The 26,632-nt window shown below is 40.7% G+C and carries 27 protein-coding genes; 1 reads left to right on the plus strand and 26 read right to left on the minus strand.

The features are described from left to right. Positions 1–11 precede the first annotated feature (11 nt). The 12 genes from greA to ACLV7W_RS07280 all read right to left on the minus strand — a co-directional run bounded on the left by greA (position 12) and on the right by ACLV7W_RS07280 (position 15,594). Entirely contained in the window at positions 12–494 is a 483-nt protein-coding gene (greA, locus tag ACLV7W_RS07225; protein ID WP_000818748.1) for a transcription elongation factor GreA, read from the minus strand. Between the two features lie 60 nt (positions 495–554). Further along, complete coding sequence (gene mltG / locus ACLV7W_RS07230) at positions 555–2,249, minus strand: endolytic transglycosylase MltG (protein ID WP_411865697.1); 1,695 nt, start codon at positions 2,247–2,249, stop codon at positions 555–557. 79 nt (positions 2,250–2,328) lie between these two features. Beyond that, positions 2,329–2,823: a GNAT family N-acetyltransferase gene (locus tag ACLV7W_RS07235; RefSeq protein ID WP_049543352.1), complete on the minus strand. Its 495-nt coding sequence runs from the start codon at positions 2,821–2,823 to the stop codon at positions 2,329–2,331. A gap of 8 nt (positions 2,824–2,831) precedes the next feature. After that, complete coding sequence (locus ACLV7W_RS07240) at positions 2,832–3,287, minus strand: GNAT family N-acetyltransferase (protein WP_411865698.1); 456 nt, start codon at positions 3,285–3,287, stop codon at positions 2,832–2,834. Positions 3,288–3,296: 9 nt separating this feature from the next. Continuing rightward, positions 3,297–4,631 carry a UDP-N-acetylmuramate--L-alanine ligase gene (gene murC / locus ACLV7W_RS07245; protein WP_045612038.1) on the minus strand — a complete coding sequence of 445 codons (1,335 nt, stop codon included), beginning with the start codon at positions 4,629–4,631 and terminating at the stop codon, positions 3,297–3,299. 10 nt (positions 4,632–4,641) lie between these two features. Beyond that, positions 4,642–5,259, minus strand: a complete 618-nt coding sequence (locus ACLV7W_RS07250) for a cystathionine gamma-synthase (protein ID WP_411865699.1) — start codon at positions 5,257–5,259, stop codon at positions 4,642–4,644. 47 nt (positions 5,260–5,306) lie between these two features. Beyond that, the gene (locus ACLV7W_RS07255; protein ID WP_411865700.1) at positions 5,307–8,405 is read right to left on the minus strand and encodes a DEAD/DEAH box helicase; all 3,099 of its coding nucleotides are present in this window, start codon (positions 8,403–8,405) and stop codon (positions 5,307–5,309) included. A gap of 92 nt (positions 8,406–8,497) precedes the next feature. Then, positions 8,498–9,664 (minus strand): MalY/PatB family protein, encoded by a 1,167-nt coding sequence (locus ACLV7W_RS07260; protein ID WP_411865701.1) that lies wholly within the window; start codon positions 9,662–9,664, stop codon positions 8,498–8,500. Positions 9,665–9,671: 7 nt separating this feature from the next. Continuing rightward, positions 9,672–10,766, minus strand: a complete 1,095-nt coding sequence (locus ACLV7W_RS07265; protein WP_411865702.1) for a cystathionine gamma-synthase — start codon at positions 10,764–10,766, stop codon at positions 9,672–9,674. Between the two features lie 165 nt (positions 10,767–10,931). Beyond that, positions 10,932–11,387, minus strand: coding sequence for a hypothetical protein (locus ACLV7W_RS07270; RefSeq protein WP_125393633.1), 456 nt, complete (start codon positions 11,385–11,387; stop codon positions 10,932–10,934). 422 nt (positions 11,388–11,809) lie between these two features. Further along, entirely contained in the window at positions 11,810–13,768 is a 1,959-nt protein-coding gene (locus tag ACLV7W_RS07275; protein WP_411865703.1) for a peptide ABC transporter substrate-binding protein, read from the minus strand. A 203-nt stretch (positions 13,769–13,971) separates the two neighbouring features. Next, complete coding sequence (locus ACLV7W_RS07280) at positions 13,972–15,594, minus strand: putative polysaccharide biosynthesis protein (protein ID WP_411865704.1); 1,623 nt, start codon at positions 15,592–15,594, stop codon at positions 13,972–13,974. 105 nt (positions 15,595–15,699) lie between these two features. Here ACLV7W_RS07280 and ACLV7W_RS07285 point away from each other — a divergent pair, with 105 nt between their 5' ends. Then, a complete protein-coding gene (locus ACLV7W_RS07285) occupies positions 15,700–17,145 on the plus strand; it encodes a UDP-N-acetylmuramoyl-L-alanyl-D-glutamate--L-lysine ligase (protein ID WP_411865705.1) in 1,446 nt (481 codons plus the stop codon). A 46-nt stretch (positions 17,146–17,191) separates the two neighbouring features. On the opposite strand, the gene ACLV7W_RS07290 is transcribed toward ACLV7W_RS07285, so the two are convergent. From ACLV7W_RS07290 to ACLV7W_RS07355, 14 genes are all read right to left on the minus strand, one after another. Then, on the minus strand, positions 17,192–17,383 hold the full coding sequence (locus ACLV7W_RS07290; protein WP_000051184.1) for a CsbD family protein: 192 nt from the start codon (positions 17,381–17,383) through the stop codon (positions 17,192–17,194). A gap of 100 nt (positions 17,384–17,483) precedes the next feature. Beyond that, positions 17,484–18,134 (minus strand): DUF1803 domain-containing protein, encoded by a 651-nt coding sequence (locus tag ACLV7W_RS07295; RefSeq protein ID WP_000614491.1) that lies wholly within the window; start codon positions 18,132–18,134, stop codon positions 17,484–17,486. After that, positions 18,118–18,630, minus strand: coding sequence for a YiiX/YebB-like N1pC/P60 family cysteine hydrolase (locus ACLV7W_RS07300; protein ID WP_084953298.1), 513 nt, complete (start codon positions 18,628–18,630; stop codon positions 18,118–18,120). Before ACLV7W_RS07300 ends, ACLV7W_RS07295 begins: the two co-directional genes overlap by 17 nt. A gap of 86 nt (positions 18,631–18,716) precedes the next feature. Further along, complete coding sequence (locus ACLV7W_RS07305; protein WP_000036046.1) at positions 18,717–19,652, minus strand: manganese-dependent inorganic pyrophosphatase; 936 nt, start codon at positions 19,650–19,652, stop codon at positions 18,717–18,719. A gap of 82 nt (positions 19,653–19,734) precedes the next feature. Beyond that, on the minus strand, positions 19,735–20,022 hold the full coding sequence (locus ACLV7W_RS07310) for a GIY-YIG nuclease family protein (protein ID WP_411865706.1): 288 nt from the start codon (positions 20,020–20,022) through the stop codon (positions 19,735–19,737). Beyond that, positions 20,012–20,761, minus strand: coding sequence for a tRNA1(Val) (adenine(37)-N6)-methyltransferase (locus ACLV7W_RS07315; RefSeq protein WP_000390769.1), 750 nt, complete (start codon positions 20,759–20,761; stop codon positions 20,012–20,014). The genes ACLV7W_RS07310 and ACLV7W_RS07315 overlap by 11 nt, the downstream gene beginning before the upstream one ends. A 52-nt stretch (positions 20,762–20,813) precedes the next feature. Continuing rightward, complete coding sequence (locus tag ACLV7W_RS07320) at positions 20,814–21,176, minus strand: S1 RNA-binding domain-containing protein (protein ID WP_000689605.1); 363 nt, start codon at positions 21,174–21,176, stop codon at positions 20,814–20,816. A 1-nt stretch (position 21,177) separates the two neighbouring features. Next, positions 21,178–22,578 carry a bifunctional Cof-type HAD-IIB family hydrolase/peptidylprolyl isomerase gene (locus ACLV7W_RS07325; RefSeq protein WP_265495462.1) on the minus strand — a complete coding sequence of 467 codons (1,401 nt, stop codon included), beginning with the start codon at positions 22,576–22,578 and terminating at the stop codon, positions 21,178–21,180. A gap of 79 nt (positions 22,579–22,657) precedes the next feature. Then, positions 22,658–23,161, minus strand: a complete 504-nt coding sequence (locus ACLV7W_RS07330) for a GNAT family N-acetyltransferase (protein WP_049493270.1) — start codon at positions 23,159–23,161, stop codon at positions 22,658–22,660. A gap of 271 nt (positions 23,162–23,432) precedes the next feature. Continuing rightward, entirely contained in the window at positions 23,433–23,672 is a 240-nt protein-coding gene (gene rpsR, locus ACLV7W_RS07335) for a 30S ribosomal protein S18 (RefSeq protein WP_000068664.1), read from the minus strand. A 31-nt stretch (positions 23,673–23,703) separates the two neighbouring features. Then, positions 23,704–24,174, minus strand: a complete 471-nt coding sequence (gene ssbA, locus ACLV7W_RS07340) for a single-stranded DNA-binding protein SsbA (RefSeq protein ID WP_000609606.1) — start codon at positions 24,172–24,174, stop codon at positions 23,704–23,706. Between the two features lie 11 nt (positions 24,175–24,185). Further along, complete coding sequence (gene rpsF / locus ACLV7W_RS07345; RefSeq protein ID WP_084923323.1) at positions 24,186–24,476, minus strand: 30S ribosomal protein S6; 291 nt, start codon at positions 24,474–24,476, stop codon at positions 24,186–24,188. Between the two features lie 358 nt (positions 24,477–24,834). Further along, the gene (locus ACLV7W_RS07350) at positions 24,835–25,389 is read right to left on the minus strand and encodes a DJ-1 family glyoxalase III (RefSeq protein WP_411865707.1); all 555 of its coding nucleotides are present in this window, start codon (positions 25,387–25,389) and stop codon (positions 24,835–24,837) included. Between the two features lie 10 nt (positions 25,390–25,399). Next, positions 25,400–26,623 (minus strand): FtsW/RodA/SpoVE family cell cycle protein, encoded by a 1,224-nt coding sequence (locus tag ACLV7W_RS07355; protein WP_000830666.1) that lies wholly within the window; start codon positions 26,621–26,623, stop codon positions 25,400–25,402. Positions 26,624–26,632 lie beyond the last annotated feature (9 nt).

Here is a 26,632-nt window from a genome sequence, read left to right on the forward strand (position 1 = left end):
TTTTTCTGTTCTTAGGCTGTTTTTTCAACCTTCAAGATTTTTACATCATAGCTACCAACAGGTGTTTCAATGGTTGCTGTGTCACCTGTTTTCTTACCAATCAAGGCTTGTCCAATTGGGCTTTCATTTGAAACCTTACCTGCAAAGGCATCCGCACCGGCTGAACCTACGATAATATAAACTTCTTCTTCGTCCTCACCAATTTCTTGGATAGTGACTGTTTTACCAATCGCTACTTCATCATCTGCAACTGAGTCACTATTGACGATTTCAGCATAACGGATTTTTGTTTCCAAGCTAGAGATTTGTCCTTCGACAAAGGCTTGTTCATCCTTAGCTGCTTCGTACTCACTGTTTTCAGAAAGGTCACCGTATGAACGAGCAATTTTAATGCGTTCTACCACTTCTGGTCGGCGAACCAATTTCAATTCTTCTAATTCTTTTTCAAGTTTTTCCTTTTCCGCAAGGGTCATAGGATATGTTTTTTCTGCCATTTTTCTCAACTTTCTTTCGATAGTATTGAATCTCTATCTGAGATTCTCATTTTTGTAGTCTTAGTTTGAACTACTATTTTGAGTAAGCTTGCTATTGACATGTTCAGCTACATTGCGATCATGTTCTTCCTGAGTAACTGCGTAATAGACTTTTCCATCTGTAACATTGGCTACAAAGTAGAGGTTCTCACTCTTTGTTTGGTTAATACTTGCTTCAATCGCGTCCTGACTTGGACTATCTACTGGACCAGGCATCAAACCAGGTTTGGTATAAACATTGTATGGTGAATTAATCGATGTGTCAATTCCAGCATCGTCTGCTAGGCTAATATTTTGACCAAGTTTCCCTTGGGCATACAAGATTGCAATATTGCTTTGAAGTGGCATACCAAGGTTCAAACGATTGTAGAAGACACCTGCAATCAACTTACGGTCTTCAGTCTTAGCACCTTCTTTTTCAACAAGTGAAGCAATTGTTAGCAATTCATTGACTGTCAAGTTTTTAGACTTAATTGCACTATAGTGCGGAGTCAAGGTCTTATCCATAGCTGCCAACATCTCATCAATCAAACTTTCAATAGTTGTGCTTTCCTTGATAGAGTATGTCGCTGGGAAGAGGAATCCTTCTAAACGATAACGAACTCCACTTTCTTTCGTTGGCAAGCTTTCGAGTAGGTTTGGATATTTAGCAACTTCTTGACTGATAAAGTTGTCATCTTGAACTTTAGCCAAAAAAGCTTCCGCTGTCAAAGGCTCTTTAAATTCACCTTGTAATTGGCCTACAGCTTGGGCGATTTGATCAATCGTATATCCTTCTGGAATCGTTAAATCTGCAAGTGAAGGTTCTTGAGGTTCAGGAGTACCACCTTTTTGGAGTTCCTTAATGATATCCTCTGTACTCATGCTCTTTTGCAAATTGTAATATCCAGCCTTCAAATCTGAATAATTCTTATATTTAGCATAAAAAGCAAAAATCACTCCGTGTTTAATCACACCAGAATTTTCAAGTGCTGAGCCAATTTCTTGGACATTGGCTCCTTCTGGGATTTGAACAGTTACATACTTCTTAGAATTAGCGTCAACTGGTAATAAAGATGACTGGACGTACTGATAACCGAAGTAGCCACCTGCCGAAATCAAGGCAAGGAAAATCAGTAGAGAAATGAAGAAAGCCTTCAAATGTGATTTTTTCTTCTTGACAGGTTTAACAGTCTCACGACGACTACGACTCGGAGTTTCAGAAATGACTTCAACAGCTTCCGTTTCCATAACTGGTTCTGGTTTTGTTACTTCTTTCTGAGGCTCTTTTTTAGCTTCAGTCTTATAAGAAACAGCTACTCTTGTTGGAGTTACGTTGAAATCTTCTTCGACCTTTTGTGGACGATTAGTCTCTGGCCTTGGAACCGGTCTTGATGGACTTGCTTCAACTGGTGAAGCTGGAACATCTTGACTAGGGTGACGAGGAGTAATCGGAGCTTCTACTCTTGATTCATCTGCCGGTGATGCAGGCATATCCTCACTAGGATGTTTTGGAACACGTGGCGCATTCTCCATAATTTTTTCAACAGCTGATAGGGATGCAACCATAACATCTTCATCTGCGAGTTTTGTTTCAGGGACAAATAGAGCTTCTTTTTTCTCTGCAAGTTCAGTGGCCTCTTGGCGAGTCCCTTCATTACGTTTTACTTTTTCTAAATCGCGTAAAATCTGCTCTTTAAAGCTTAATTTTTCGTCTTCTCTTGGCTTTTCACTCAAAAGTTTATCCTCCTCGTTGACAATCCATAATATTATATCTTAAAAACGAAAGAAAAGCAACCTAGCATGCTCTTCTAGCTTATTTTTTAGCTTCCCAGACCATATCATACCAGGTTTCTCCTGCAAAGGTTGACTGGGACTGGCCTTCATTGACAAATCCATGTTTTTCGTAGTAAGTAATGAGATAGTCATGACAGGTTAGGTTAATGCCTTCTCTTTCGTGTTCAAGAGCTAGTTCTTTCAAAGCTGTTAGCAATTTCTGACCTAGTCCTAGTCCCTGTGCCTCCTTGGCAATAGAAAGACAGGTCACAGAGATATAGCCACCAGGCTCATGACTATAATCTTCTATCTCTTCTGTAAAGGATTGGTCTTGCAGATAGCGGTGGGGGCCAACCGGTCCCTCTATATAACCAATAATCTTACCCTCTTTTTCTGCAACCAGAAACGAGGTCTGAATTTCTCGCAAATGCGCCTCGAAAACAGAGCGAGGAATGGCTTCTTCAATCGAGAAATTTTCTAGTTCAATCTCAACAATCCGATCTAAATCTTCTAATCTTGCTTTCCTAATTTCCATTTTGCCTCCTAAAAAAAGAGATTAAACCAAATCATACTAAAACCTTGACTAGCTGCATAAAGCGAATCTGTCTCTTCTTCATCAATAAAACCGTTCATTTCAAAATAGGAAAGCAACTCATCCGGACTCTTCAAACGAATAGCTTTGTAATCCAGCTCAACTGCTACATCTTTCAAAGCCGCAAGAAGAAGCGTTCCCAAGCCCTGTCTCTGATGGTCAGCCTCGATGACTAAAGAATGTATTTCTAGACATTTCGGATTGTGTGGGTAAGGACCACCTAGAACATAGCCCAGAAGCTGATTTTCATCCCTAGCTAGAAGAAAGGTATCCGCACACTTACGGATACTTTCTTCTAAAATATGGGAAGGTTGCTGCTTTTCAGCTGGAAAAGATGTGGCCTGGAGTACCTCTATCTCAGCCAAATCAGATTTACTTGCCTGAATGATCTTAATTGGAATTTCCATGAAAACTTCCTATTGAACATTGCTTGTCAAGTCAGACAAGAGACGCTCGAATGAATATTCATAGGTTTGGATATCCCCTGCTCCCATAAAGACATAGACAGCATTGTCATGGTCTAGGAGTGGAGAAACATTTTCAACAGTGATCACTTGGTTTTTCTTGTTGATTTTGTTGGCTAGGTCTTCCACTTTAACATCACCATGATCTACTTCACGAGCAGATCCATAAATTTGCGCTAGATAAACAGCATCCGCTTGGTTCAAAGCGTGGGCAAATTCGTCCAACAAGGCAATGGTTCTTGTAAAGGTATGCGGTTGGAAGACTGCTACGATTTCTTTGCTTGGATATTTTTGACGAGCTGCATCCAAGGTCGCAATAATTTCTGTTGGATGGTGGGCAAAGTCATCGATAATCACCGTGTCATTGACAATTTTCTCAGTAAAACGACGCTTAACACCGGCAAATGTTTTCAAGTGCTCACGCACCAAGTTCAAATCAAATCCTGCTGTGTAAAGAAGACCAATAACGGCTGTCGCATTCATGATATTGTGACGACCAAAGGTTGGGATGTGGAATTGACCCAATTCTTGTCCACGGAAGTGAACCGTGAAGGTTGAACCAGTTGTTGAACGAAGAAGCTCACTAGCGACAAAGTCATTACCTTCTGCTTCAAAACCATAATAATAAATTGGTGCATCAGACGTAATTTTACGCAATTCTGCATCTTCACCATAGACAAAGAGACCCTTGGTAATTTGTTTTGCATAGTCGTTAAAGGCATTGAAAACATCCTCGAGACTTGTGAAATAGTCTGGATGGTCAAAGTCAATATTGGTGATAATAGAGTATTCTGGGTGGTAGGGCATGAAGTGACGCTCATATTCGTCAGATTCAAAGACAAAATATTTGGCATTAGCTGATCCTCGACCTGTCCCATCCCCAATCAAAAAGCTAGTATCTGTAATGTGAGACAAGACATGAGACAACATACCTGTCGTTGAAGTTTTGCCGTGCGCTCCAGCAACTCCCATGCTGACAAAGTCGCGCATAAAGCTACCTAGGAACTCATGGTAACGTTTGTAGCTGATTCCATTTTGGTCCGCATAGGCAATTTCGACGTTGTTATCTGGACGAAAGGCATTTCCAGCGATAATTTCCATATCACCGTCTAGATTCTTTTCATCAAAAGGAAGAATAGTAATCCCTGCCTGCTCAAGACCACGTTGAGTAAAGTAGTACTTTTCAACATCTGATCCCTGTACCTTATGCCCCATTTGATGCAACATCAAGGCCAAGGCACTCATCCCTGATCCCTTAATTCCGATAAAATGATATGTCTTTGACATGTTTTCTCCCCTATTCAGTAATTCTTGTCAGATTCAACTCTTGGGCAACCTGACGTTCTTGTTCTTTTTGTTGATTCTTTTTATTGTAGATTTGGCTCTTCTTCAGAAAATCATAATTATTTTTCTTTGGACCTGAAGTTTCTTTTGGCTCAGATTGAGTCGAAATATTGCTCACTTCTTCCGCCAAGATGTAATGAGACTGGGTCAATTTTTGACTATATTTGACAAATTCACCAGGATTTTCCTTTTGGAAAGGCGCGGTAGGTTGATTGCCCTGCCTAACTAGACTTGGATGAGAATGGCGTCTTGTAGGAGTAATATCCTTAGTCAGATAACTTGCTGAGCGTTTCTTTTTCAAATCCGCACGCGCTTCTTCACGCGCCACCTCAGCATAGCTCTTTCCTTCTTTTTTAACCCCTAACCCAGCCTTCTTAGGTTTCTCTACTGGCTTTTCAAGCGGTTTAACTGGTTTTTCTTCAGTAATAGGGGCCCACTCCAGATAATTTTTATCACGGTATTCTCCCTTGATATTACTGATAAAGTCAGATTCATCATACAGGTCCATGACCGGCATCTCAGTCAGCATGACCTCATCATCTGACACCAATGGAAATCGTTCTTCTCTCATTTTCTATTTCCTTTCAACACTTCATTATAGCGTATTGTCTTGATTTTTCAAGTGCTGGCTTCAGAAATTCCCAAAATTTCTCTAATTTCTGCTAGGCTGAGACTGCCACGTGACTCTGTTCCATCCAATACTTGTGACACTAGATGTTTCTTTTGTTCTTGGAGTTCCTGAATTTTTTCTTCAATGGTTCCCCTGGTCACTAAGCGATAAACCTCAACCGTTTCTTCCTGACCGATCCGATGGGCACGGCCAATAGCTTGCGCTTCCACCGCAGGATTCCACCAAAGGTCAACCAAAATAACCGTATCAGCACCTGTTAAGTTCAGACCGACACCACCAGCCTTGAGGGAAATCAGAAAGGCATCTCTTTCTCCTTGGTTAAAGGCCTTGGTCATGTCTTGTCTTTCCTTGGCTGGGGTTGAACCCGTAATTTTAAAGGATGTCAAGCCCAAGTCTGGCAATTCTTGTTCTATTTTCTCCAACATTCCCTTGAACTGCGAGAAAATCAAGACACGGTGTCCGCCGTCTGCCACCTGTACCAGCAGGTCTCGGAGACTATCCAGTTTGCCACTGGCTCCCTGATAATCCTCCATAAAGAGGGCAGGGGTGTCACAGATTTGACGCAAGCGCATCAAACCAGATAAAATTTCCACACGACTTCGCTGAAATTCCTGATCTGACACTTGAGCCAGACGGTCTCGCATCTGTTGCAACTGGGCTAGGTAAATAGCCTTTTGCTGGTCTTCCAGTTCATTTTTATAAACCACTTCGATTAAGTCTGGTAATTCAGTCAGAACTTCTTCTTTCTTACGTCGCATCACGAAAGGTTTGATAAACTGAGCAACGCGCTCAGCTGGTAATTTCATAAATTCTTTCTTGCTTGGCAAAAGTCCCGGCATGACGATTTGGAAAATAGACCACAACTCACCCAGATGGTTTTCAATCGGTGTCCCTGACAAGGCAAAAACTGACGGAACCACAAATTGTCTCAAGGTCTGAGCAATCTTGGTCTGGGCGTTCTTCATGACCTGAGCCTCATCTAAGAAAAGGAAGTCAAAGGCCATCCCCTGATAAAGATCACTGTCCTGACGGAAGGTAGCATAGCTCGTCACATAGATTTGATGGTTCTCGTCAAGAATCTCTTCACGACTAGCTTTCAAACCATGAACAACAGCCACATCCAACTGTGGGGCAAATTTCTGAAACTCATCTGCCCAGTTGTAAATCAAACCTGACGGAGCTAAAATCAAAACCCGACTTTCTTTTGTCACTTGACTAGTCAAAAAAGCAATGGTCTGCAGAGTTTTACCAAGTCCCATATCATCAGCCAAAATCCCACCAAAACCATAATAATGGAGCATTTGCAACCAGCCGATTCCCTTTTCCTGATAATCTCGCAGATCAGCCTGAACCTGAGTTTCTTGTCGAGGGAAGTCCTCTGGATGCGTCAAATCGTGGGCCAAATTCTGGAATTCTTGTGAAAAAGAAACACGGTCTCGCCCTTCAAAAAGATAAGCTAAACTATAAGCCAAAGATTTTCGAGCCTGCAAGGTCCCATCTTTTAATTCAAACTGCCCCAGTTCCTGTAGATTTTGGCGAATTTTCTTGGTTTCTTCATCAAAAAAGTAGACTTGATTAGACGAACCAATGTAAAAATCTTGGTTGGCAACCAAGGCCTGCATGGCTTGGTCAATTTCCTCTTGGTCAATATCTTGAAAATCAAATTGAATTTCCAAGAGGCCTCCCTTGGAAGCAATCTGCACTTGAGGGCTTGCTAGGTTATAGAGTTCTTCTAACTTGTCTGATAAATCAACATTCCCGAGTTTTTCAAAGACTGGAATGATTTCATGGAAGAAATGATAGACAGACTCTGCTTTTAAGGCCTGACGCCAAGATTGAAAGTCTGCTTCAAATCCAGCTGCCAAACAGACTTGGAAAACTCTTTCTTCTAAGTCAGCATCACTCGAAAATGGTAATTCTTCTAGCTCTTGTCGGCTAGATACCTGCTTATCTCCATAATCAAACTGAATTTCTAAACGAATCCGATTATCCTCTTCCCTATCAAAATAAAAAGAGGGTTCAAAAGTTTTGATTTGTAGACGTTCTGGAGCTGAAACGGTACCCATCTGGCTAAAAAGAGTTAAACAAAAAGCCAATTTATCTCTATCACTGCTATCAAATTGCAGGTATTTCTTTCCATGTTGATCCAAATGCAGCACTTTGATTTCCTTGAGAAGGCGCATCTGCTGGTCTGTTAGAAAATAAACCTGTCCTTTATGGAAAAGCACAGCTCCCTGATAAAAGACATTGACCCTTGGACTCTCACTGATTTCCATTTCAAAATAATCCGAGTATTCTGTTACTGTAAAGGCAAATAGATTGGCATCCGCATGCAAATCCTGAAAAAGCAGGGTTTCGTAGCTATCCACTTGATGGTCAAATTGAAAATGAGGCAAGGTCATCAGTAAATTCACACCCTGCTCAAAAAAGGTCAGAGGAAAAAAGAGGTGCCGACCTTGGTTTTGGAAAAAAAGCTCTGGACTAAGTCCTTCCTCCATTAGTCCACGTAAGAAAGTCAGAAGTTCTTGGCTAGCCTCATTAAAGGCTTCCCAAGACAGAGACTCCTCATAAGTTTTACCAATCATATAAGGTTTTCTCTTATCGACGACTCTTAAAAAAAGCGGAATATCCCGAATAACGTAGTATTTTTGGCTATTGATTTGCCCAATTCTAAGCGTCCACAAGATATGATTGCTTCCTGCTTCCACCTGACCCACAGCGGACAACTCATAGGCTCGGTCTGATTTTGGAGATAAGATTCGGTCCAAAAATTTGCCACCCAAGGTCACCTTGGTTTCAACGGCCTCTTTTTCTTCATGACCTTCTTCCAGACTCTGCAAGATTTCCTGACCACGCTCATCATTTTTTAGAAAATGCTCCAACGCTGCCAAATGCACACAGTAGCCCCTCTTTTGGAAAAAATCGCAGGCACAAAAAACCAAATCATCCTCTAAACTATAGCGCAGTTCTTCTTCTGCAACGCGAGCGTAGAGCCGATTGTTCTTTTCCTTGATAATGTCAACCTTACCAGTTTCATAAAGGGCAACGCCTTCGATACGGACTTTCCCCGGAATCAATTTAGCCATATTTTTACCTTTACCTTATCTTTTTATTATACCATATTTTCCCCTATGAAAATAGCCTTCTAGAGATACTTTTCTCCTAGAAGGCTGGATTTTTAAAGTTTGGCAAAAGTCGTCACAATCCGCTGACAAACTTCTTGCAGCAGGGATTTAGGCATGGCTACATTGAGGCGGGCATGAAGACTTCCTTCATCCCCATAATCCAAACCAGGATTGAGGATAACCTTGGCTTCATTTCTCAACAGCTCTTGTAATTTTTCATCAGTCAGGTCATAGGTTGAAAAATCAAGCCAAATCAAGTAGGTTCCTTGCGGTTTCATGACCTTGATTTTAGTCTCTTTTCCAAATAAATCTACCACATAATTAATATGGTCTTCAAAGACTTGCTTGAGTTCCTCTAACCAATCTTTACCGTATCGATAGGCAGCTTCTGTCGCCAAATAACCCAAGCCTGAAATTTCATGCTGGTTATTGGCCAACTGGCGTTTCTGGTAAGCCACTCGCAACTTAGGATTTTCAATAACTGCATAGGAATTTTTTGTCCCAGCGATGTTAAAGGTTTTAGTGGCACTAGTCAAGACGATAGCAAATTCTTTAAAGTCAGGATTGATGGTATTGAAGGAATGATGCTTGTGACCAAAGAGGGCCAAATCTTGGTGAATCTCATCTGAAACCAAGAAAACACCATATTTTTGACAGAGTTGGCCTATCTTTTCCAACACTTCCTTTTCCCAAACACGTCCACCAGGATTGTGAGGGTTGCAGAGAATGTAAAGTTTGACATTTTCTTCCACCAAATCCTTCTCAAGTTGATCAAAGTCAATCTCAAACAGACCATCCTTTTCCACCAAAGAATTAGTAATCAATCTACGATTATTCAACTTGACACTGCGAGCAAAAGGTGGGTAGACAGGTGTGTTAATCAGAACTGCCTCGCCTTCTTTTGTAAAGGCTTGAATGGCTGTCGAGATAGCTGGTACCACACCCTCGATAAAGACAAGAGCCTCTTTGTCAAAGTGGTAACCGTGTTGTGTTGCTTCCCACTTTTGAACTTCGTGAATTAACTCTTCACTGGCATAAGTATAGCCATAAACCAGTTGATCTGCGTAAGTTTGCACTGCTTGGCGGATTTCAGGCAAGACTACAAAGTCCATGTCTGCTATCCAAGCTGGTAGGACCTCGCTATCCGTTTCTGCTTCTTTCCATTTATAGGTATGATGCCCTAAACGATTAGGCAGGCTTGTAAAATCATATTTTCCCATCTTTGTCTTATCCTTCTAATGCTTGGCGCAAATCTGCAATCAAATCTCTAGCATCCTCAATCCCAATCGACAAACGCAAGAGGTCATCTGTCAAACCATAAGAATGGCGCACTTCTGCTGGAATATCAGCGTGAGTTTGTGTCGTTGGATAAGTAATAAGACTTTCTACCCCACCCAAACTTTCCGCAAAAGAGAAGACCTTGAGACTGTTCAAAACATGAGGAATGCGTGTTTCATCGGCTACTTTAAAGGAAATCATGCCCCCACGACCAGTGTAGAGAACTTTCTTAACTGCTGGAGAATCCTTCAAAAAGGCAACCACTTCTTGGGCATTAGCTGTTGAGCGCTCCATACGAAGAGACAAGGTCTTGAGACCACGAATCAATTGATAACTGTCAAATGGAGACAAGACTGCCCCTGTCGTATTGAGATTGTAAAAGAGCTTCTCGTATAGTTCTACACTATTGGTCACAACCACTCCAGCCAAGACATCATTGTGCCCTGCTAGATACTTGGTTGCTGAATGGAGAACGATATCTGCTCCATCTTCAATCGGACGTTGGTAGATAGGGCTGTAGAAGGTATTGTCCACCACCACTTTGGCACCCTTAGCATGAGCTAATTTTGCTAGTTTTTCGATATCAAATTCCAACATCAAAGGGTTGGTTGGAGTTTCGATATAGAGAACATCCACATCCTTCTCCAACTCGCCAATCAACTCTTCTTCTGTATTGGCATAGGTAAAATGGAAACGGCCTTCCTGCTCCACTTGGTTGAACCAGCGGAAAGAACCTCCGTAAAGGTCACGCACTGCTAAAACCTTACTTCCTACTGGGAAAACGCTAAAGGCCAATACAATAGCTGACATCCCTGAGCTAGTCGCTAGGGCATAGTCTGCTGATTCAATGGCTGCCAAGACTTCTTCAGCCTTACTGCGAGTTGGGTTTTTAGTGCGTGTATAGTCAAAACCAGTAGATTTACCAAACTCTGGATGCTGATAGGTCGTTGAAAAATGTAGCGGTGTCACCAAAGCTCCTGTCGCTTCGTCTGACTTGATACCCGCCTGGGCCAAAATTGTGTTGATGTGTAATTCCTTGCTCATACAATACCTCCAAATCTATAGTAACTATTGTACCACTTATTTTCATCAACTCATTTTCTTCTTTTCAAGAGCTGGTTATAGTTTTAAACTATACACTTATCGAGTAAAGCTAAAAAAGAATCCAGAAAACACTCCAGATTCTTTTGTGAAAATCCTTGTTAGGGCTTACTTAGACTGAAAGAAATCCTGTTGGGCTAAATAGTCATAATGCTCTTTGTTAAATTGATACTGGCCCACATGCTGACTAACCTGACCGACATCCACGGAAAAAATATAGGCTTCATTTTGATAATTCCAATTCAGCCTAACTGCATTCAAGACTGGCTTATAAGTAAAATCTTTAACCTGATTCCAAGGCATCTCTACGACGTGATTAGAACGATTCTCAGTTATATCACTGATGTCCATCAAGTAGATTCCCTTAGGTGTGAATGCCAGAATCTTAGGCTTCACGCTTGACTGAACATAGTAACTTCCTCCTACAACGAAGAAATCAAAAAAGGATTTCAACAATGTCTTTTTCTTGAAGGCCATCAGAAAATTCTTTTGCCCTTCAATGTGACAAGTTGATAGAAATGATGCAATCTGTTTTTCTGTCGCAAATTCCATAATAGCGCCCATAATGTTACCTCCATAACGATTAGTAAATCGGCAGATAAGAACTCTTCACATAAAGAATAACTTATCATTTGTTGCGTTTTATACTCAATGAAAATCAAAGAGCAAACTAGGAAGCTAGCCGCAGGCTGTACTTGAGTACGGCAAGGTGAAGCTGACGTGGTTTGAATTTGATTTTCGAAGAGTATTATCTTACTTTTCCAGTAGATGGCACCCCTCCTATAAAATCATCCTAGCATGTGCATACTTTAGTTAACACTGGAAGAGAATTAAAAAAAATAGCTTCTCACACTTTTTATTATATTCATTATATCATAAATTTAATAAACAATTTAAAAAATGTAAGCACTTTTCTTCCAAATTCGTCATCATTCTATAAAAAAACGACAGCTTCTTTCGAAACCATCGTTTTTCTTGAAAAATCCTTATTTGACGTGTTTTGCCAATTCTTCTTGGGCTTTTTTATTGGATTCTTCTTTTTCTTTCAACCATTTTTCTTTGGCTTTTTCATATTCATCTTTTGTGACTGTCTTATCTTGTACTTTGAGGTATTTATATGATTCAATACCTTTATTACCAGCTAATGAATATGGTTCTGAGAAAGGAACAGTTTTTCTCAATACTGGTGTTCCACCCTTAGAAACATTTGGAATTGCTAAAGCGCTATCTACCAACCACGCTTGGATCTCAGCATACTTTTCATAGCGTTTTGCAAGATCTTGTTCCTTATTGGCTTCTTCCAACATTTGAGTGTAGACATCTAGTCCAACAGCCTTGACCTTGTCATTGGCTTCACCTGGCTCTATACCTAGATTTTGCATCAGACCACCAGAATTAACATTAAAGACATCAAGATAGGTTGAAGGATCTTGGTAATCAGGACCCCAACCACCGTTGTAAAGATCATAATCCTTCTGAGCTGCTGTCTGAGCCAAATAGCTTGTATTGTCATAATCTTCAGTAGTGAGTTGTTGAATATCAATTACAACATTTTCTGCACCTAAAGCTGCCTCAATAGATTGCTTCATAGAGTTTGCCTCTTGGACACCCTTTTTAGCAGCTTGGTCAACTGTCATGTCCAAGTGGATAGGGAATTGAACTCCTTTAGCTTGGAGTTCTTTCTTAGCTTCAGCAAATTTGGCTTTGGCTTTTTCAGCATTGTAGTATGGATCCTGGGCATCCGCAAAGTTGATTCCTTGCCATTCCTTACCATAATTCACCATCTTAGAGGCTACTACTTCACCAAAGTCTTTTCCGTTGATACTTACGAAGTTTGGTGGAACAACCAAATTACGCAAAATCTTAGTTGCACCATCCTCTCCTTGAGATTGAGCCCCGTAAGCTGTACGATCATAGGCAAAGTTAATAGCTTGACGGAAGTTCTTATTAAGAACGGCTTCTTGAGTCGATTTCTTTTCAGCATCACTTGTCTTGGAAGTGAATTTATAAGATTTTCTGTCTAGGTTAAAGTTTAAGAAGTAAGAAGTAGCATCTTGCAAGCTATAGATGATATTGTCCTTATTCTTCTCTTTAATCCCTTCAAAGCTTGAACTATTTGGATAAAGACGAGCGTAGCTATAAGCCCCCTCGACAAAGTTACGAGCCAGTGCATCTTGGTCACTACCATCATAATAGGCCAATTTTACATCATCTACAAAGACATTTTTAGCATCCCAGTAGTTAGGATTTTTCTTGAATTCAATGACAGATTTTGAAACAAAGGATTTCATCAAGAAAGGTCCATTGTACAAAATGCTAGATGGGTCTACCTTCCCAAAATCATCCCCTTTTGATTTCAAGAAATCCGCATTAACAGGGAAGAGAATCGTTGAAGTTGTTTTTGAGTTCCAGTAAGATTCTGGTCGTGTCAAAGTGTACTGAACAGTTTGCTCATCAAGAGCCTTGACTCCGACAGTTGAAAAGTCTGTTGTTTTACCAGTGATATAGTCATCTAAACCAGCAACGGATTCTTGCACTAAGTACAAGGCTTCTGATTTTTTATCAGCCGCATATTTCAAACCTGTCACAAAATCTTGGGCAGTTACAGGAGCATATTCTTCCCCATCTGCAGTATACCATTTCGCATCTTTACGCAGTTTGTAGGTATAGGTCAAACCGTCCTTAGAAACACTCCAATCCTCTGCCAAAGATGGAATATAGTTTCCATACTGGTCATTTTCCATGAGCCCATCTACCAAATTAACCACGATATCATTGGTCGTTGCACGGTTTTCCGCTAGATAGTTCAAACTTGATGGGTCACTTACGTAAACATAGTTATATGTTTTTGACGCTGTGCTAGAACTTCCACACGCGCTTAATAAAATACCTGCACTTAAAACGATACCTGCAAGTGCTGCATACTTGGCCTTAGACTGTTTCATCTCCAGAACCTCCTGATTTAAATATTTGTCTTATTATACAACTTGAGTTTTATTTAGTCAATAGCTTTTTAAGTAAAATTTAAGAAAAATAAAATTTCTATCTACAAACTATAGAAATCATTCTTCAAAATAATAAAAAGAGAATAATTCAAGCATTTCATGATAGAAATATTCAAATTATCCCTTTTATTTATAAATATTTTTTAAGTTAACTTTAATTTGATTCGTAAGCGATCTGCTTGAGCTTTTCCAATCACCTTATCCAACAAACGGGTACGGAGACTCATAACTCCATAAACACCTCCACCCATGGCACCGACAAGGGCTACATATAGGAAACTCCACAAACGTCCACTTGGTTGGAAGACAAATCCTAAAATCCACTGGATGGCACCAACACCGATGAACATAACAAGGGTCAACAAACTGATTAAAATGGTTCGCTTCAAAATCACCTTGCGCTTGACACCAGTTACCTTACAAATATCCCGATACATCAAGATATTAGGAATGATGAGCCCAATTGTTGTAGAAATCAAAGGACCGTAACTGTGAAAGAGAGCAATGGTTGGCAGTTGCAAGACCAGCTTGGCAATGGAACCATAGATAAAATAGAGAACTGCCTTGCGGTTGCGGAACATGGCCTGAAGCATTGGAGACAAAACCATGTACAAACCTAAAATAGTAGACTGCAAAACTGCAAAGACAAACAAGCCCATAGCCAAACTATCTGGCTTGCCATAGAAGACAGTATAGAGAGGTTCTCCTACCATGACTACTCCAACCGTTGCTGGAAGCAGGAATAAGAAAAGCATGGTAATGCTGTCCTGAACGAGACGAGAAGCCGCCTTCAAGTCTCCCTTGACATAGTTTTCAGTCAAAAGTGGCAACCCTACACTCCCAATCGAAACCCCAACAGAAATCAAAATCATAGTGATTTTATTAGGATTGGCTGAGAAATAAGAAAACATGACAACCAAGTCTTCATTACTATAGTTGGTAAACCAACTCATACTATTGATAAAGGTCATCTGGTCCAAAATCTGGAAAAGCTGGATAGCAGACCCTGTCAGGATAAAAGGAATGGCTTCCTTAATGGTGTCGACCAAAAGACGCTTGCTGTTTATCTTATCTCCTGTTTCAAGAACTCTTTTAAGTAATCCTTCTTTGGCAAGGAAATAGATCAAAACTGCAAAACTAGCTACCATGCCGACAAAGGCAGCAAAAGTAGATTGAGTAACCGCTGCTAGATAATCTCCTGAACCTATTTTCATAATCATAAAGGTAGCTAGGAGCATCCAGATAACACGAATAACCTGCTCAGCGATTTGGCTCATAGCATAAGGCTTGAGGTTATTCATTCCTTGGAAGAAACCTCGGATAACACTCATAGATGGGAAAATCAAAACCGCCCAAGCCAAGCTCTGCATGATTGGGATCAGGTCTTTCCCTACACCCGACAAGTCTGCTAGCCATGGAGCAAAGACATACAAGACTAGTGCAAAAACAAGACCTAATCCCGTCATAAAGCCTAAAAAGCTCCGAATCAGGGCAAAGCTATGCTCCTCTTCTCGCATGGTATTGTACTTGGCCACTTGCTTGGCAACCGCAACTGGAATCCCTGCTGTTGAAACCAGCAAGAACCAGGCATATATATTATAGCCCATGGTAAAGAGACCATTTGCTGTAGCCGCATAAGACCCCATCCAGATATACCAAGGGATAATATAAATAGCCCCAAGCAGGCGACTGATAAAGTTACTAGCCGTTAGCCAAGCAGTCCCCCGTAACATCTGGGCCTGCTGGTGATTGTTTTCGTTAGACATAGATTCCTCATTTAATTTTAATCACTAGGAAAAATTCCTCATCTTCCATTATAAACTTTTCCTTGTCACTTGTAAATTTACGACTTTCGGTTTACAATAGAAAGTATGATTAAGATTGAAACCGTATTAGATATTTTAAAAAAAGATGGCCTTTTTCGCGAAATTATTGACCAAGGTCGTTATCACTATAACTACAGCGAAGTTGTTTTTGATAGCATTAGTTATGACAGCCGAAAAGTAAAAGAAGACACTCTTTTTTTTGTAAAAGGTGCTGCCTTTAAGAAGGAATTTTTGATTTCTGCCATCTCTCAAGGCCTCGGTTGGTATGTGGCTGAAAAGGACTACGAAGTCGGCATCCCTGTCATCATTGTGAACGATATAAAGAAAGCCATGAGTTTGATTGCCATGGAGTTCTATGGTAATCCACAAGAGAAACTAAAAATTCTCGCCTTCACAGGAACTAAGGGTAAGACAACAGCAGCTTACTTTGCTTACAACATCCTATCTCAACGCTACCCAACAGCTCTCTTGTCAACTATGAACACAACTCTGGATGGCAAGACCTTCTTTAAATCTTCCTTCTCGACGCCTGAAAATATCGATCTTTTCGACATGATGGCTCAGGCTGTTAAGAATGGTCGAACCCATCTTGTAATGGAAGTTTCTAGCCAAGCCTATCTTGTCCATCGAGTCTATGGTCTGACCTTTGATGTAGGAGTCTTTCTCAACATCACTCCAGACCATATCGGCCCGATTGAACACCCTAGCTTTGAAGACTACTTCTACCACAAGCGTCTCTTGATGAAAAATAGCCGAGCAGTCATCATTAACAGTGACATGGACCACTTTTCTGTATTGAAAGAGCAAGTCGAAGATCAAGACCATGATTTCTACGGTAGCCAGTCTGATAACCAAATCGAGAATTCCAAAGCCTTTAGCTTTTCAGCTACGGGTAAACTCGCTGGAGATTATGATATTCAACTCATTGGCCACTTTAACCAAGAAAATGCCGTTGCTGCTGGACTTGCTTGCCTCCGTCTCGGAGCTAGTCTTGAGGACATCAAAAAAGGAATCGCTGCAACCCGTGTTCCTGGTCGTATGGAAGTCCTCACTCAGAAAAACGGAGCCAAGGTTTTCATCGACTACGCCCACAATGGTGACAGTCTCAAAAAACTCATCAATGTTGTAGAGACTCATCAAACAGGAAAGATTGCTCTGGTGTTAGGTTCGACAGGAAATAAGGGAGAAAGTCGTCGTAAGGACTTTGGACTTCTCCTCAATCAACACCCTGAGATTCAAGTCTTTTTGACTGCTGATGACCCTAACTATGAAGACCCAATGGCCATTGCAGATGAAATTAGGAGTTACATCAATCATCCTGTTGAAAAAATTGCGGATCGCCAAGAAGCCATCAAGGCAGCTATGGCTATCACAAATCACGAATTAGATGCAGTTATTATCGCCGGTAAGGGTGCCGATTGCTACCAAATCGTTCAAGGCAAGAAAGAAGCCTATCCAGGAGATGCAGCCGTCGCAGAAAATTATTTATAAGATAGTAAAAAATCAAGGGAAATGAAACCCTTGATTTTTTCTATTTTTATTTAAAAGCGTTTTTCAAACCTTCAACGGCACCTTCTACAGCACCTTTAGCATCTTCAACTACCTCTTTTGCCTTAGCAACTGTCTTTTCTACAGCGCCTTCTGCTTCAGTCTTGCTATCCCCAGTAACTTTACCAAATCCTTCTTTGATAGCGCCTGTTGCTTGTTCCAATTTGTTTTCAAGTGACATATGATTGTCTCCTTTAGTTTATTCCGATATGTGTTACCGGTTACATATAGTTTATACTTAATCCTAAGGAAAGTCAAACAATGTGCTCAGAAACAAAATTTCACGCTAAGTAGAAAGTTAATCTCTCCTTGTCAAAATCGACGGTCAACTCATACTTCCCCTCTTCATTTTGGACAATATAGTCTAGGACGACCAAACTATCCACAAAGATATCACGGCGTTTCTGTATAAGCTGGTCTTTTTTGAGAAATTTCAACAAAAAAGTCGTCATATATTTGAGAGCATACTCAGGATTAACATCTCCCAAAATGTCGTAAAGCTCCTGCTGTTTTTCTGTCAAAGGATACTGATGTTTGACCTTGTAGAAATAATTGGACAAGGTCATTTCTGTTCTCGCAAAGTCCGTCTTTTCAACTAAAATAGCTGCATTGGTTTGATTTCGTAATTCTGTCTCAAAACTCTGCTCTAACAAGGCTTGATAGACCGGACTATCTTCGCTGACAAAAATCTCTTGATCCAGTTCGAGACTATCGAGTGATTCAAGCATAGGAAGATTAAGGTAATAACGCTTATTTTCTCGTAGAATCAAACCTGCCTTTATATACTCTTCCATGAGTTTATCAACTGCAACATCTGGAAATTGAGCCTTAATTTCTCGCAAAATCACATCCTCATGCTGGTCCAGATAGCGGATCAATTCTCTAAAAAATGGCTGTCTCGTCAAACGAGATGGATTAAAAATCTGAATCATGAAGATTCCTTTCTTTACATTCTAACAGAGGCGATGCTGCCAACTGACTAGGATTGGTCCCCGGCTGGTTCAAAGGAACAGGCAGACCTAGTTCTCTGTAATACTCTCTCCAAAAATCACTAATCTCCTGCTCCCCATCTCCAAATTTCATAGGAATAGTTTCAAAAATCGGTAGGATTTCTGCTATATACTGAGAACAGTAAAAACCAGCACCATCTGGATAGAAAGAAGCATTATATGGAGCTCCTAGATGTTTGCAAGCTTTTTCCTTCACAGACTGGATATCCATTTCTGGGTAGAAATAGAGGTCGTACAAGTGATTGGACTCAAAGAAGTCTACTGGTTCCTGACAGACAACACCATCCTGTCCACTAGCGTGGTAAATCATCCCATCCAAACAAATCGCAACATGGTTATAGTTGCCTGTGGAAGTCTGAATGGCCTGTCCCATATCTGACTCATCTCTCACAAAAATCAAATCGCCATTTTCTAACATGCTTCACTCCTAGAAAAAAAGGAGCCGAAACTCCTTTCGATATAAGTCAAACTAGCCTTTCCTAATTTGAATTAACACTCAAAATCTTAAGCATTAAAGCTTTCAGTCAATTGAGGTACCACTTGTTTCTTACGTGAAACAGCACCAGCAAGGAAGGCATGATTGTTTTCAAGTTTGAAGTTGAAGGCTGCTTCAACCTTGTCCATGTTAGCACCAAGTGCTAGGATTTCTGAGTTTGAGTTGACGATATCTGTAATCATCAAGACAAAGTCAGAATAACCATTTGCTGCGTTAGCGGCTTGCATTGCAGCTTCAATTTCTGCTTGACGTTCTAAAACTTCAGCGATGTCAACTGTGTTTACTTGAGCAACACGGACATTATTTCCGTTCAATTCAAAAGTTTTAGCATCGATGTCAATCAATTCGTCAGCAGATTTGCTAGCCAAGTTTGTACCAGCTTTCAACATAGCCAAACCATACTCTTCCAAGTTGACACCAGCCAATTCAGCCAATTCAGGAGCAATAACCTTATCTGTTGGGTGTGTTGTTGGTGATTTCAAAAGAAGAGTATCTGAAATCAAACCTGAAAGCATCAAACCAGCAATCTCTTTAGGAACAGCTACACCATGTTCTTTGAACATACGGTAAACGATTGAAGACGCTGATCCAACTGGCTCCAAACGCATGTAAAGTGGGCTTGCAGTTTCAAAGTTAGCCACACGGTGGTGGTCTACAACACCATAAACTTCTACTTCAGCGATATCTGATACAGATTGTTGGAATTCATTGTGGTCAGTCAGGATAACTTGCTCTGCGCCTTCAGCTTTAGCAGAAGTGATAACACGCGGTGCTTCCACACCAAAATAGTTCAAGACAAAGGCTGTTTCTTCATTTGGAGTTCCAAGGGCAACAGCTTCCGTATCCAAACCGTAAGCTTCTTTTGCAAGGTAGGCAAAGGCTACAGATGAACCGATGGCATCTGAGTCTGGATTTTGGTGACCAAATACTAGAATCTTAGACATGATAATACCTCATTTTGTTTATTCTCTTTATTGTAGCATTTTTTTCGCTTTTTGACAAAAGTAAGAGGAGTCAAAGGACTCCTCACAATTGTTCAAAATAACTAAGTAAATTTCTATCTTGATTTTCAGATAAAAATTGCTCCTTCCGTGGCCTCTTCTTACGCTTGAGAAGGGCTTCTGCCGACATGGCTTCTTCCTTACTGGCAAAACCTTGAGCATAGATAAGTTTGACTGGCAAGCGTGCTCGTGTATATTTGGCTCCCTTCCCACTATTGTGGACAGCGAGGCGTCTTCTCACATCAGTCGTATAGCCTGTATAGTAAGATCCATCACGACACTCCAGCACGTACATATAAGCCTTATGATCCATAGTAAATCTCTTCAAGTTCAGGCGTATAAGAGCCATCATCATTGTGAACAATTAGAGGTGGTAAGACCTTAAAGCCGCTTGTTGAACCATCCTTGATAGCCTCAATCAAAAGCATATTGGCTTCCTTTTCTCTTTTTGGATAAACAAACTGCAGGCGCTTAGGAGCTAGATTATGCCGTTGTAAGCTGTCCAAGATATCTAAAAGTCGATCAGGACGATGAACCATGGCCAAGCGTCCATTAGATTTGAGAATACTCTGGGCACTACGACAGATTTCCTGCAAATTGGTCGTGATTTCGTGGCGAGCCAAGAGATAATGTTCACTCTCGTTCAGATTAGAATGAGGATCAACCTTGAAATAGGGTGGATTACACAAAATCATATCCACCTTACTTCCCTGGATGTAAGCAGGCATATTTTTCAAATCATCACAGATGACCTCCATCTGCTCTTCTAAACCATTCAAACGGACAGAGCGTTCAGCCATATCCGCCAAACGCTCCTGAATCTCAACAGCCAAAATCTGTGCCTGAGTCCGAGTGCTAGCAAATAGCCCCACTGCTCCATTTCCAGCGCAAAAATCCACTATCAAGCCCTTTTTAGGAAAACGTGGAAAACGTGACAAGAGAACACTATCCACCGAATAGCTAAAAACCTCTCTATTTTGAATGATTTTGATATCTGTCGAAAAGAGCTGGTTAATGCGCTCTCCTGATTTTAATAATTGTTCTTCTTCCATGGTCTTATTATAGCAAATTTATATTAACATTACAAAAGATAGAGATTTCTAACTAGTGCTTCTGATTCTTCAAATGTTGAAGAGCTTCCTTAGTCCAAATTGGCATCATTCGTTTAAGAGGCGCAAAGCCGTAGTTAAAACGGTCGCTTGAAAAGCGTCTCCGTCTCGGAAACTGGTGCTTTTCTTCCTCTAAAGTACGGATAGAAAGGCTGGCTTTGCCTGTAAATTCATCTAAATCCACTACTTGAACTTGAACCTCTTCATCGACTTTCAAGGCTTCTTGGATATTTTCAATAAAGCCTGTCCGAATCTCTGAAATGTGAATCAGCCCCGTATCACCCGTCTCTAACTCAACAAAGGCACCGTAGGGCTGAATCCCTGTAATACGGCCCTTTAGCTTATCACCGATTTTCATCTTAGTCCTCGATTTCAATTGTTTCAATCACGACATCTTCAACCGGCTTGTCCATGGCCCCTGTCTCAACAGCAGCAATAGTATCCAAGACAGCATAAGAAGCTTCATCAGCTAGCTGACCAAATACAGTGTGACGGCGGTCTAGATGAGGAGTTCCACCTTGGTTGGCATAGATTTCTGCGATCGGTTCTGGCCAACCACCACGAGCAATTTCTTTCTTAGAATATGGCAGGTGTTGATTTTGCACGATAAAGAACTGGCTGCCGTTGGTATTTGGACCAGCATTAGCCATGGAAAGGGCACCACGGATATTGTAAAGTTCTTCTGAGAACTCATCCTCAAATGATTCGCCGTAGATTGACTCGCCACCCATACCAGTTCCAGTTGGGTCTCCACCTTGAATCATAAAGTCCTTGATAATACGATGGAAAATGACACCATCATAGTAACCATCTTTTGAAAGAGCTACAAAGTTAGCCACTGTTTTAGGAGCATGTTCAGGGAAAAGCTTGATACGCAAGTCTCCGTGATTGGTCTTAATAGTCGCGATAGGACCTTCTACTGTTTCAATGTCTACTTGTGGGAAATGCAATTCTTTTTCTACCATACCAAATCCTTCTAAGGCATCAAAAATGCCATCTTCTTCCAATGTTTTTGTAATATAATCTGCTTTTTCTTTGATGTTATCATGAGAAATTCCCATTGCAACGCTGATTCCAGCATAATCAAAGAGTTCCAAGTCGTTGAGGCCATCTCCAAAAACCATGACGTTCTCTGGTTTCAAGCCAAGGTGTTCCGCAACCTTTTCCACCCCCGTCGCTTTGGAGCCTGAAATCGGCACAATATCAGACGAATGTTGATGCCAACGAACCATGCGAAGTTTGTCTGAGAGACTATCAGGCAAGTGCAAGTCATCTCCCTTATCTTCAAAAGTCCACATCTGATAGATATCTTCTTTTTCATGAAAATCAGGGTCTACATCTAAATCAGGGTAAATTGGATTGATAGCTTCACTAATCATATCGGTGCGAGTCGACAACTTGGCATCATGACTCCCAACCAAACCATACTCAATTCCCTCTTGCTTGGCCCAAGAGATATACTCCTCAACATCTGACTTCTTAATCTGATGTTGATAAATAACCTGACCTTTTTTATCTTCAATATAGGCACCATTTAAGGTTACAAAAAAGTCAGGTTTGAGCTCACGAATCTCCGGAACGACACCAAAAATCCCTCGTCCAGAAGCAATACCTGTCAAAATTCCTTTCTCACGTAATTGCTTAAAAACAGTTGGGATTGAAGCTGGAATAAAACCTGTCTTTGAATTCCGCAATGTATCATCAATATCAAAAAAGACAATCTTGATTTTCTTTGCCTTGTATCTTAATTTGGCATCCATCTCACTACCTCTTTCAATCTAACTCTTTCCATTATACCATAAAGTAGCTAAATCCCCTATTTTCAAAAAGTTTCCCGTTTTATTGTAAGTCCTTGGATAAGTATAAAACTAAATCATTATCGTTTTGACAACTTGCACCCATTTCTAGCGGTTTATTTCGATACCAGACACCTGTCCCATCTGGAATGTAGCCCCGTCTGATATACAATCTCTGGGCAGGGCCATAGCCTAAGTGCAAACCTACACCAAGAGTGACCTTACTCGAAACAAACTTGACTCGTTTTTCTGCTTCTTCTAGCAGTTGATTCCCAATCCCTTGATTTCGAAAAGGCTCAAACACATTAAAATCTGATAATTCTGGATAGATTCCTACAAAAGGACCATGTTTAGCAGAGGGCAAAATGGTAACGTAGCCCGCTACAGCACCATCAATCTCTGCAACTAAGACTTCTCTCTCCCCACTTTCCTGTTGCAGAAAATATCTAGCCAAAATTTCCTCTCTACCAGGCCAACCTTGATTCATAAATCCATGAGATAAAGATTCAATATCAGACTTAATCATATTTCTAATCGTACAATTCATCTTTGACTTACCCACCTTTACTCTTTCTATTACCATTATAGCACGCCAAGGTCAGAAAAAAACTATCTCGTGAAAAAAGACCCAACCGGGTCTGAAAAAGAGGTCCACTGGACCCCAACTCGCTCTCTCATTTCAAAGCTCGTGAAAAAAGACCCGTCGGGGTCTTAATTCGCTTTCTTGTTTTCAAGCTCATGAAAAAGAGGTCCACTGGACCCCAACTCGCTCTCTCATTTCAAGGCTCGTGAAAAAAAGACCCGTCGGGGTCTTTTCTTTAATCTTCGTTTACGAAAGGCATCAAAGCCATTACGCGAGCGCGTTTGATAGCTGTTGTTACTTTACGTTGGTTTTTAGCTGAAGTTCCTGTTACACGACGAGGAAGGATTTTCCCACGTTCTGAAACGAAACGGCTAAGAAGCTCAGTATCTTTGTAATCAACATATTCAATTTTGTTTGCTGCGATGTAATCAACTTTTTTACGGCGTTTGAATCCGCCACGACGTTGTTGAGCCATGTTTTTTCTCCTTTATAATTTTAGTTGTCCATTAGAATGGTAAATCATCATCTGAAATATCCAATGGATTTGTTGCTCCAAATGGATTTTCATCACGTGAAAAGTCTGGTACTGAATTTGTAGGCGCTGAATAGTTTGCAGTTGGTGCAGAGTAAGCTCCACCTGTATGACCCTCACGCACACTACGGCTTTCCAACATTTGGAAATTCTCAGCCACGACCTCTGTCACGTAGACACGTTGTCCTTGCTGGTTATCGTAACTACGAGTCTGGATACGACCTGTCACCCCGATAAGTGAGCCTTTTTTAGCCCAGTTAGCAAGGTTCTCAGCCTGTTGGCGCCACATAACGACATTGATAAAATCAGCCTCACGTTCGCCATTTTGACTCTTAAATGTACGGTTTACTGCAAGAGTAAAAGTCGCAACTGCTACATTTGATGGGGTATAACGTAACTCAGCGTCACGTGTCATACGCCCTACAAGTACAACATTGTTAATCATAGTTTACCTTCTTACGCGTCAGTTTTGACGATCATGTGACGAAGAATGTCAGCGTTGATTTTTGAAAGACGGTCAAACTCTTTAAGAGCTACGTCGTCGTTTGCTTCAACGTTAACGATGTGGTAAAGTCCTTCACGGAAATCTTGGATTTCGTATGCAAGACGACGTTTTTCCCAAGATTTTGATTCAACAACAGTTGCACCGTTGTCAGTCAAAATAGAGTCAAAACGTGCTACCAAAGCGTTTTTAGCTTCTTCTTCAATGTTTGGACGAATGATATAAAGAATTTCGTATTTAGCCATTGATATGTTCCTCCTTTTGGTCTAATGACCCCAAGACTTTGCAAGGGGTAAGTGAGGTTCGCTCACAATAAACTATTATACTAGAAAAAATTTTTTTACGCAAGTAAAAACACTAAAATAAAAAAAGAGTCTGGGACAAAAGTCTAACCTTAGATATAAAAAGCGAACAAAACGAGTTATCTGACACTCAGAATTCTGTCTTGTTCGCTTTTTTGTCTAATCAATCGATTTTAAAATTTATAATAAAGAATTCCGAAAATCAAAATCTTTTTGTCCCAGCCTCTTAAAAAATACGGCTCTATAGATAGAGATATAATATTTTTAGTAATTACCACCCTTTAGGAATTATGGAGCCATTTTAGTTATCTTTACCAAAGACATCTCGATAGAGCATTCCTGTTCGTAAAGTCTCTGCATCTCCTCCTAATTGCTCTACCAGCTCGTAGGCAAAGGCAAGGGCTGTTGATGGACCTCGACTGGTTATCAAATGACCATCTACCACTACTGTTTCCTTTACATATTGACCATCAAAGATTTGCTCTTGAACGCCATCATAGCAAGTGTACTGCTTGTTTTTCAATAGCCCTGCTTGATTGAGGGCAATTGGCGCCGCACAAATAGCTGCCAGTTTCTTCCCTTCTCGTTCAAAGCTTTGCAACTCTTGAATCAAGGCCTGATTATCGCGCAAATGTGCAGAACCAGGCATACCTCCAGGAAGAACAATCATGTCATAGTCTGATAAATCACCATCAAAAACACGGTCTGCACTTACTTGGATTGCATGCGAACCCGTCACTTGCTCTTCAAAACCAACCATATCACAAGTAATATTTGCACGACGCAAAACATCCACAACTGTCAAAGCTTCAATTTCTTCAAAGCCCTGAGCCAACATAACTGCTACTTTTACCATGATTTTCTCCTTATTTGATTTGTTTTAATACAACCTTTTTCCGTTTGAATGGAACTTTTCCGCTCTTTTCTTCAGCTAGATTAGTCTGGTAACTCATCGATAAAAGCAAGCCAACACCGATTAAATTACTGATAATAGCCGATCCTCCTTGCGAAATAAAAGGCAAGGGAATCCCAGTCAAAGGAAGCAAACCTGTCACGGCACCGATATTCTCAAAGATATGGAAGAGTAACATCATAATCAAACCTGTGGAAATATAGGTGTAGAACTGATTATTTGATTTAAGAGTAATCTTCAACATACGATAAATCAGCATGAGATAAAGGGCAATAACAAGGACAGAGCCAATAAAGCCAAAATCTTCTGCGATAACCGTGAAAATCATATCCGACTCTCGAACTGGAATAAGCAGATTCGAAGCATTAAACCCTTGTCCAAATAAGCCACCGCTTCCAATGGCAATCTGTCCTTGAGCCTGTTGGTAAGTGGTTGTTTGGGCAAAGTCAAAAGGATTGAGCCAAGCCAAAATACGGTTGATTTGGTAGGTCGGCATTCCCAGTTGATGGAGAAAAGCCCGACCGTCCTTGCTGATAAAAATAGCTAAGAAACCAGCAATTCCTGTTACAGCAGTCACAAATACTGGGATAATAATTTTCCAAGAAACCCCCGATAATAAAACGATTCCTGAGAAAATGGCTACAAAAACCAAAGCCGTCCCCAAGTCACTTTGAAGTGCCAAAAGAACTAGGACTGGAATGGTAAAGAGAATCATCCAGAAAATCAACAAGAAGTCCAGCGGAACTGTGCGTCTCCATTCCTTATGTTTTTTGGTAAACTGGACAATCACACGAGCCAACATGAGGATATAGGATATCTTCATAAATTCTGACGGCTGGAACAAGGTAACACCATTTACCGATACCCAGTTTTTGGCACCTGTTGATGCAACTAAGCTTGGATTATAAAAGACGATAGGTAAAACCATAAGTCCCAAGCCTAAAATATATAGAAAGGGTGTAACCTTCCAAAGAAATTCAGTATTAAAGAGCATGACCACAAAACCAATCACAAGCCCCAAGGCGATCCAGGCGACCTGCTGCCCTAAAATGGGCAGAATATTGTTTGGATAATCATGACTAACAGCTATATAAATAGCCACCACGCCGATAACCAGTAGGAAAAATACTGGCAGGAGCAAACTATAATCGACTCTAGAGTCGAGAGAACGTTTCATATATACTAA

Source organism: Streptococcus mitis (assembly GCF_965111735.1).
In the GTDB taxonomy this organism is placed as follows: domain Bacteria; phylum Bacillota; class Bacilli; order Lactobacillales; family Streptococcaceae; genus Streptococcus; species Streptococcus mitis_DR.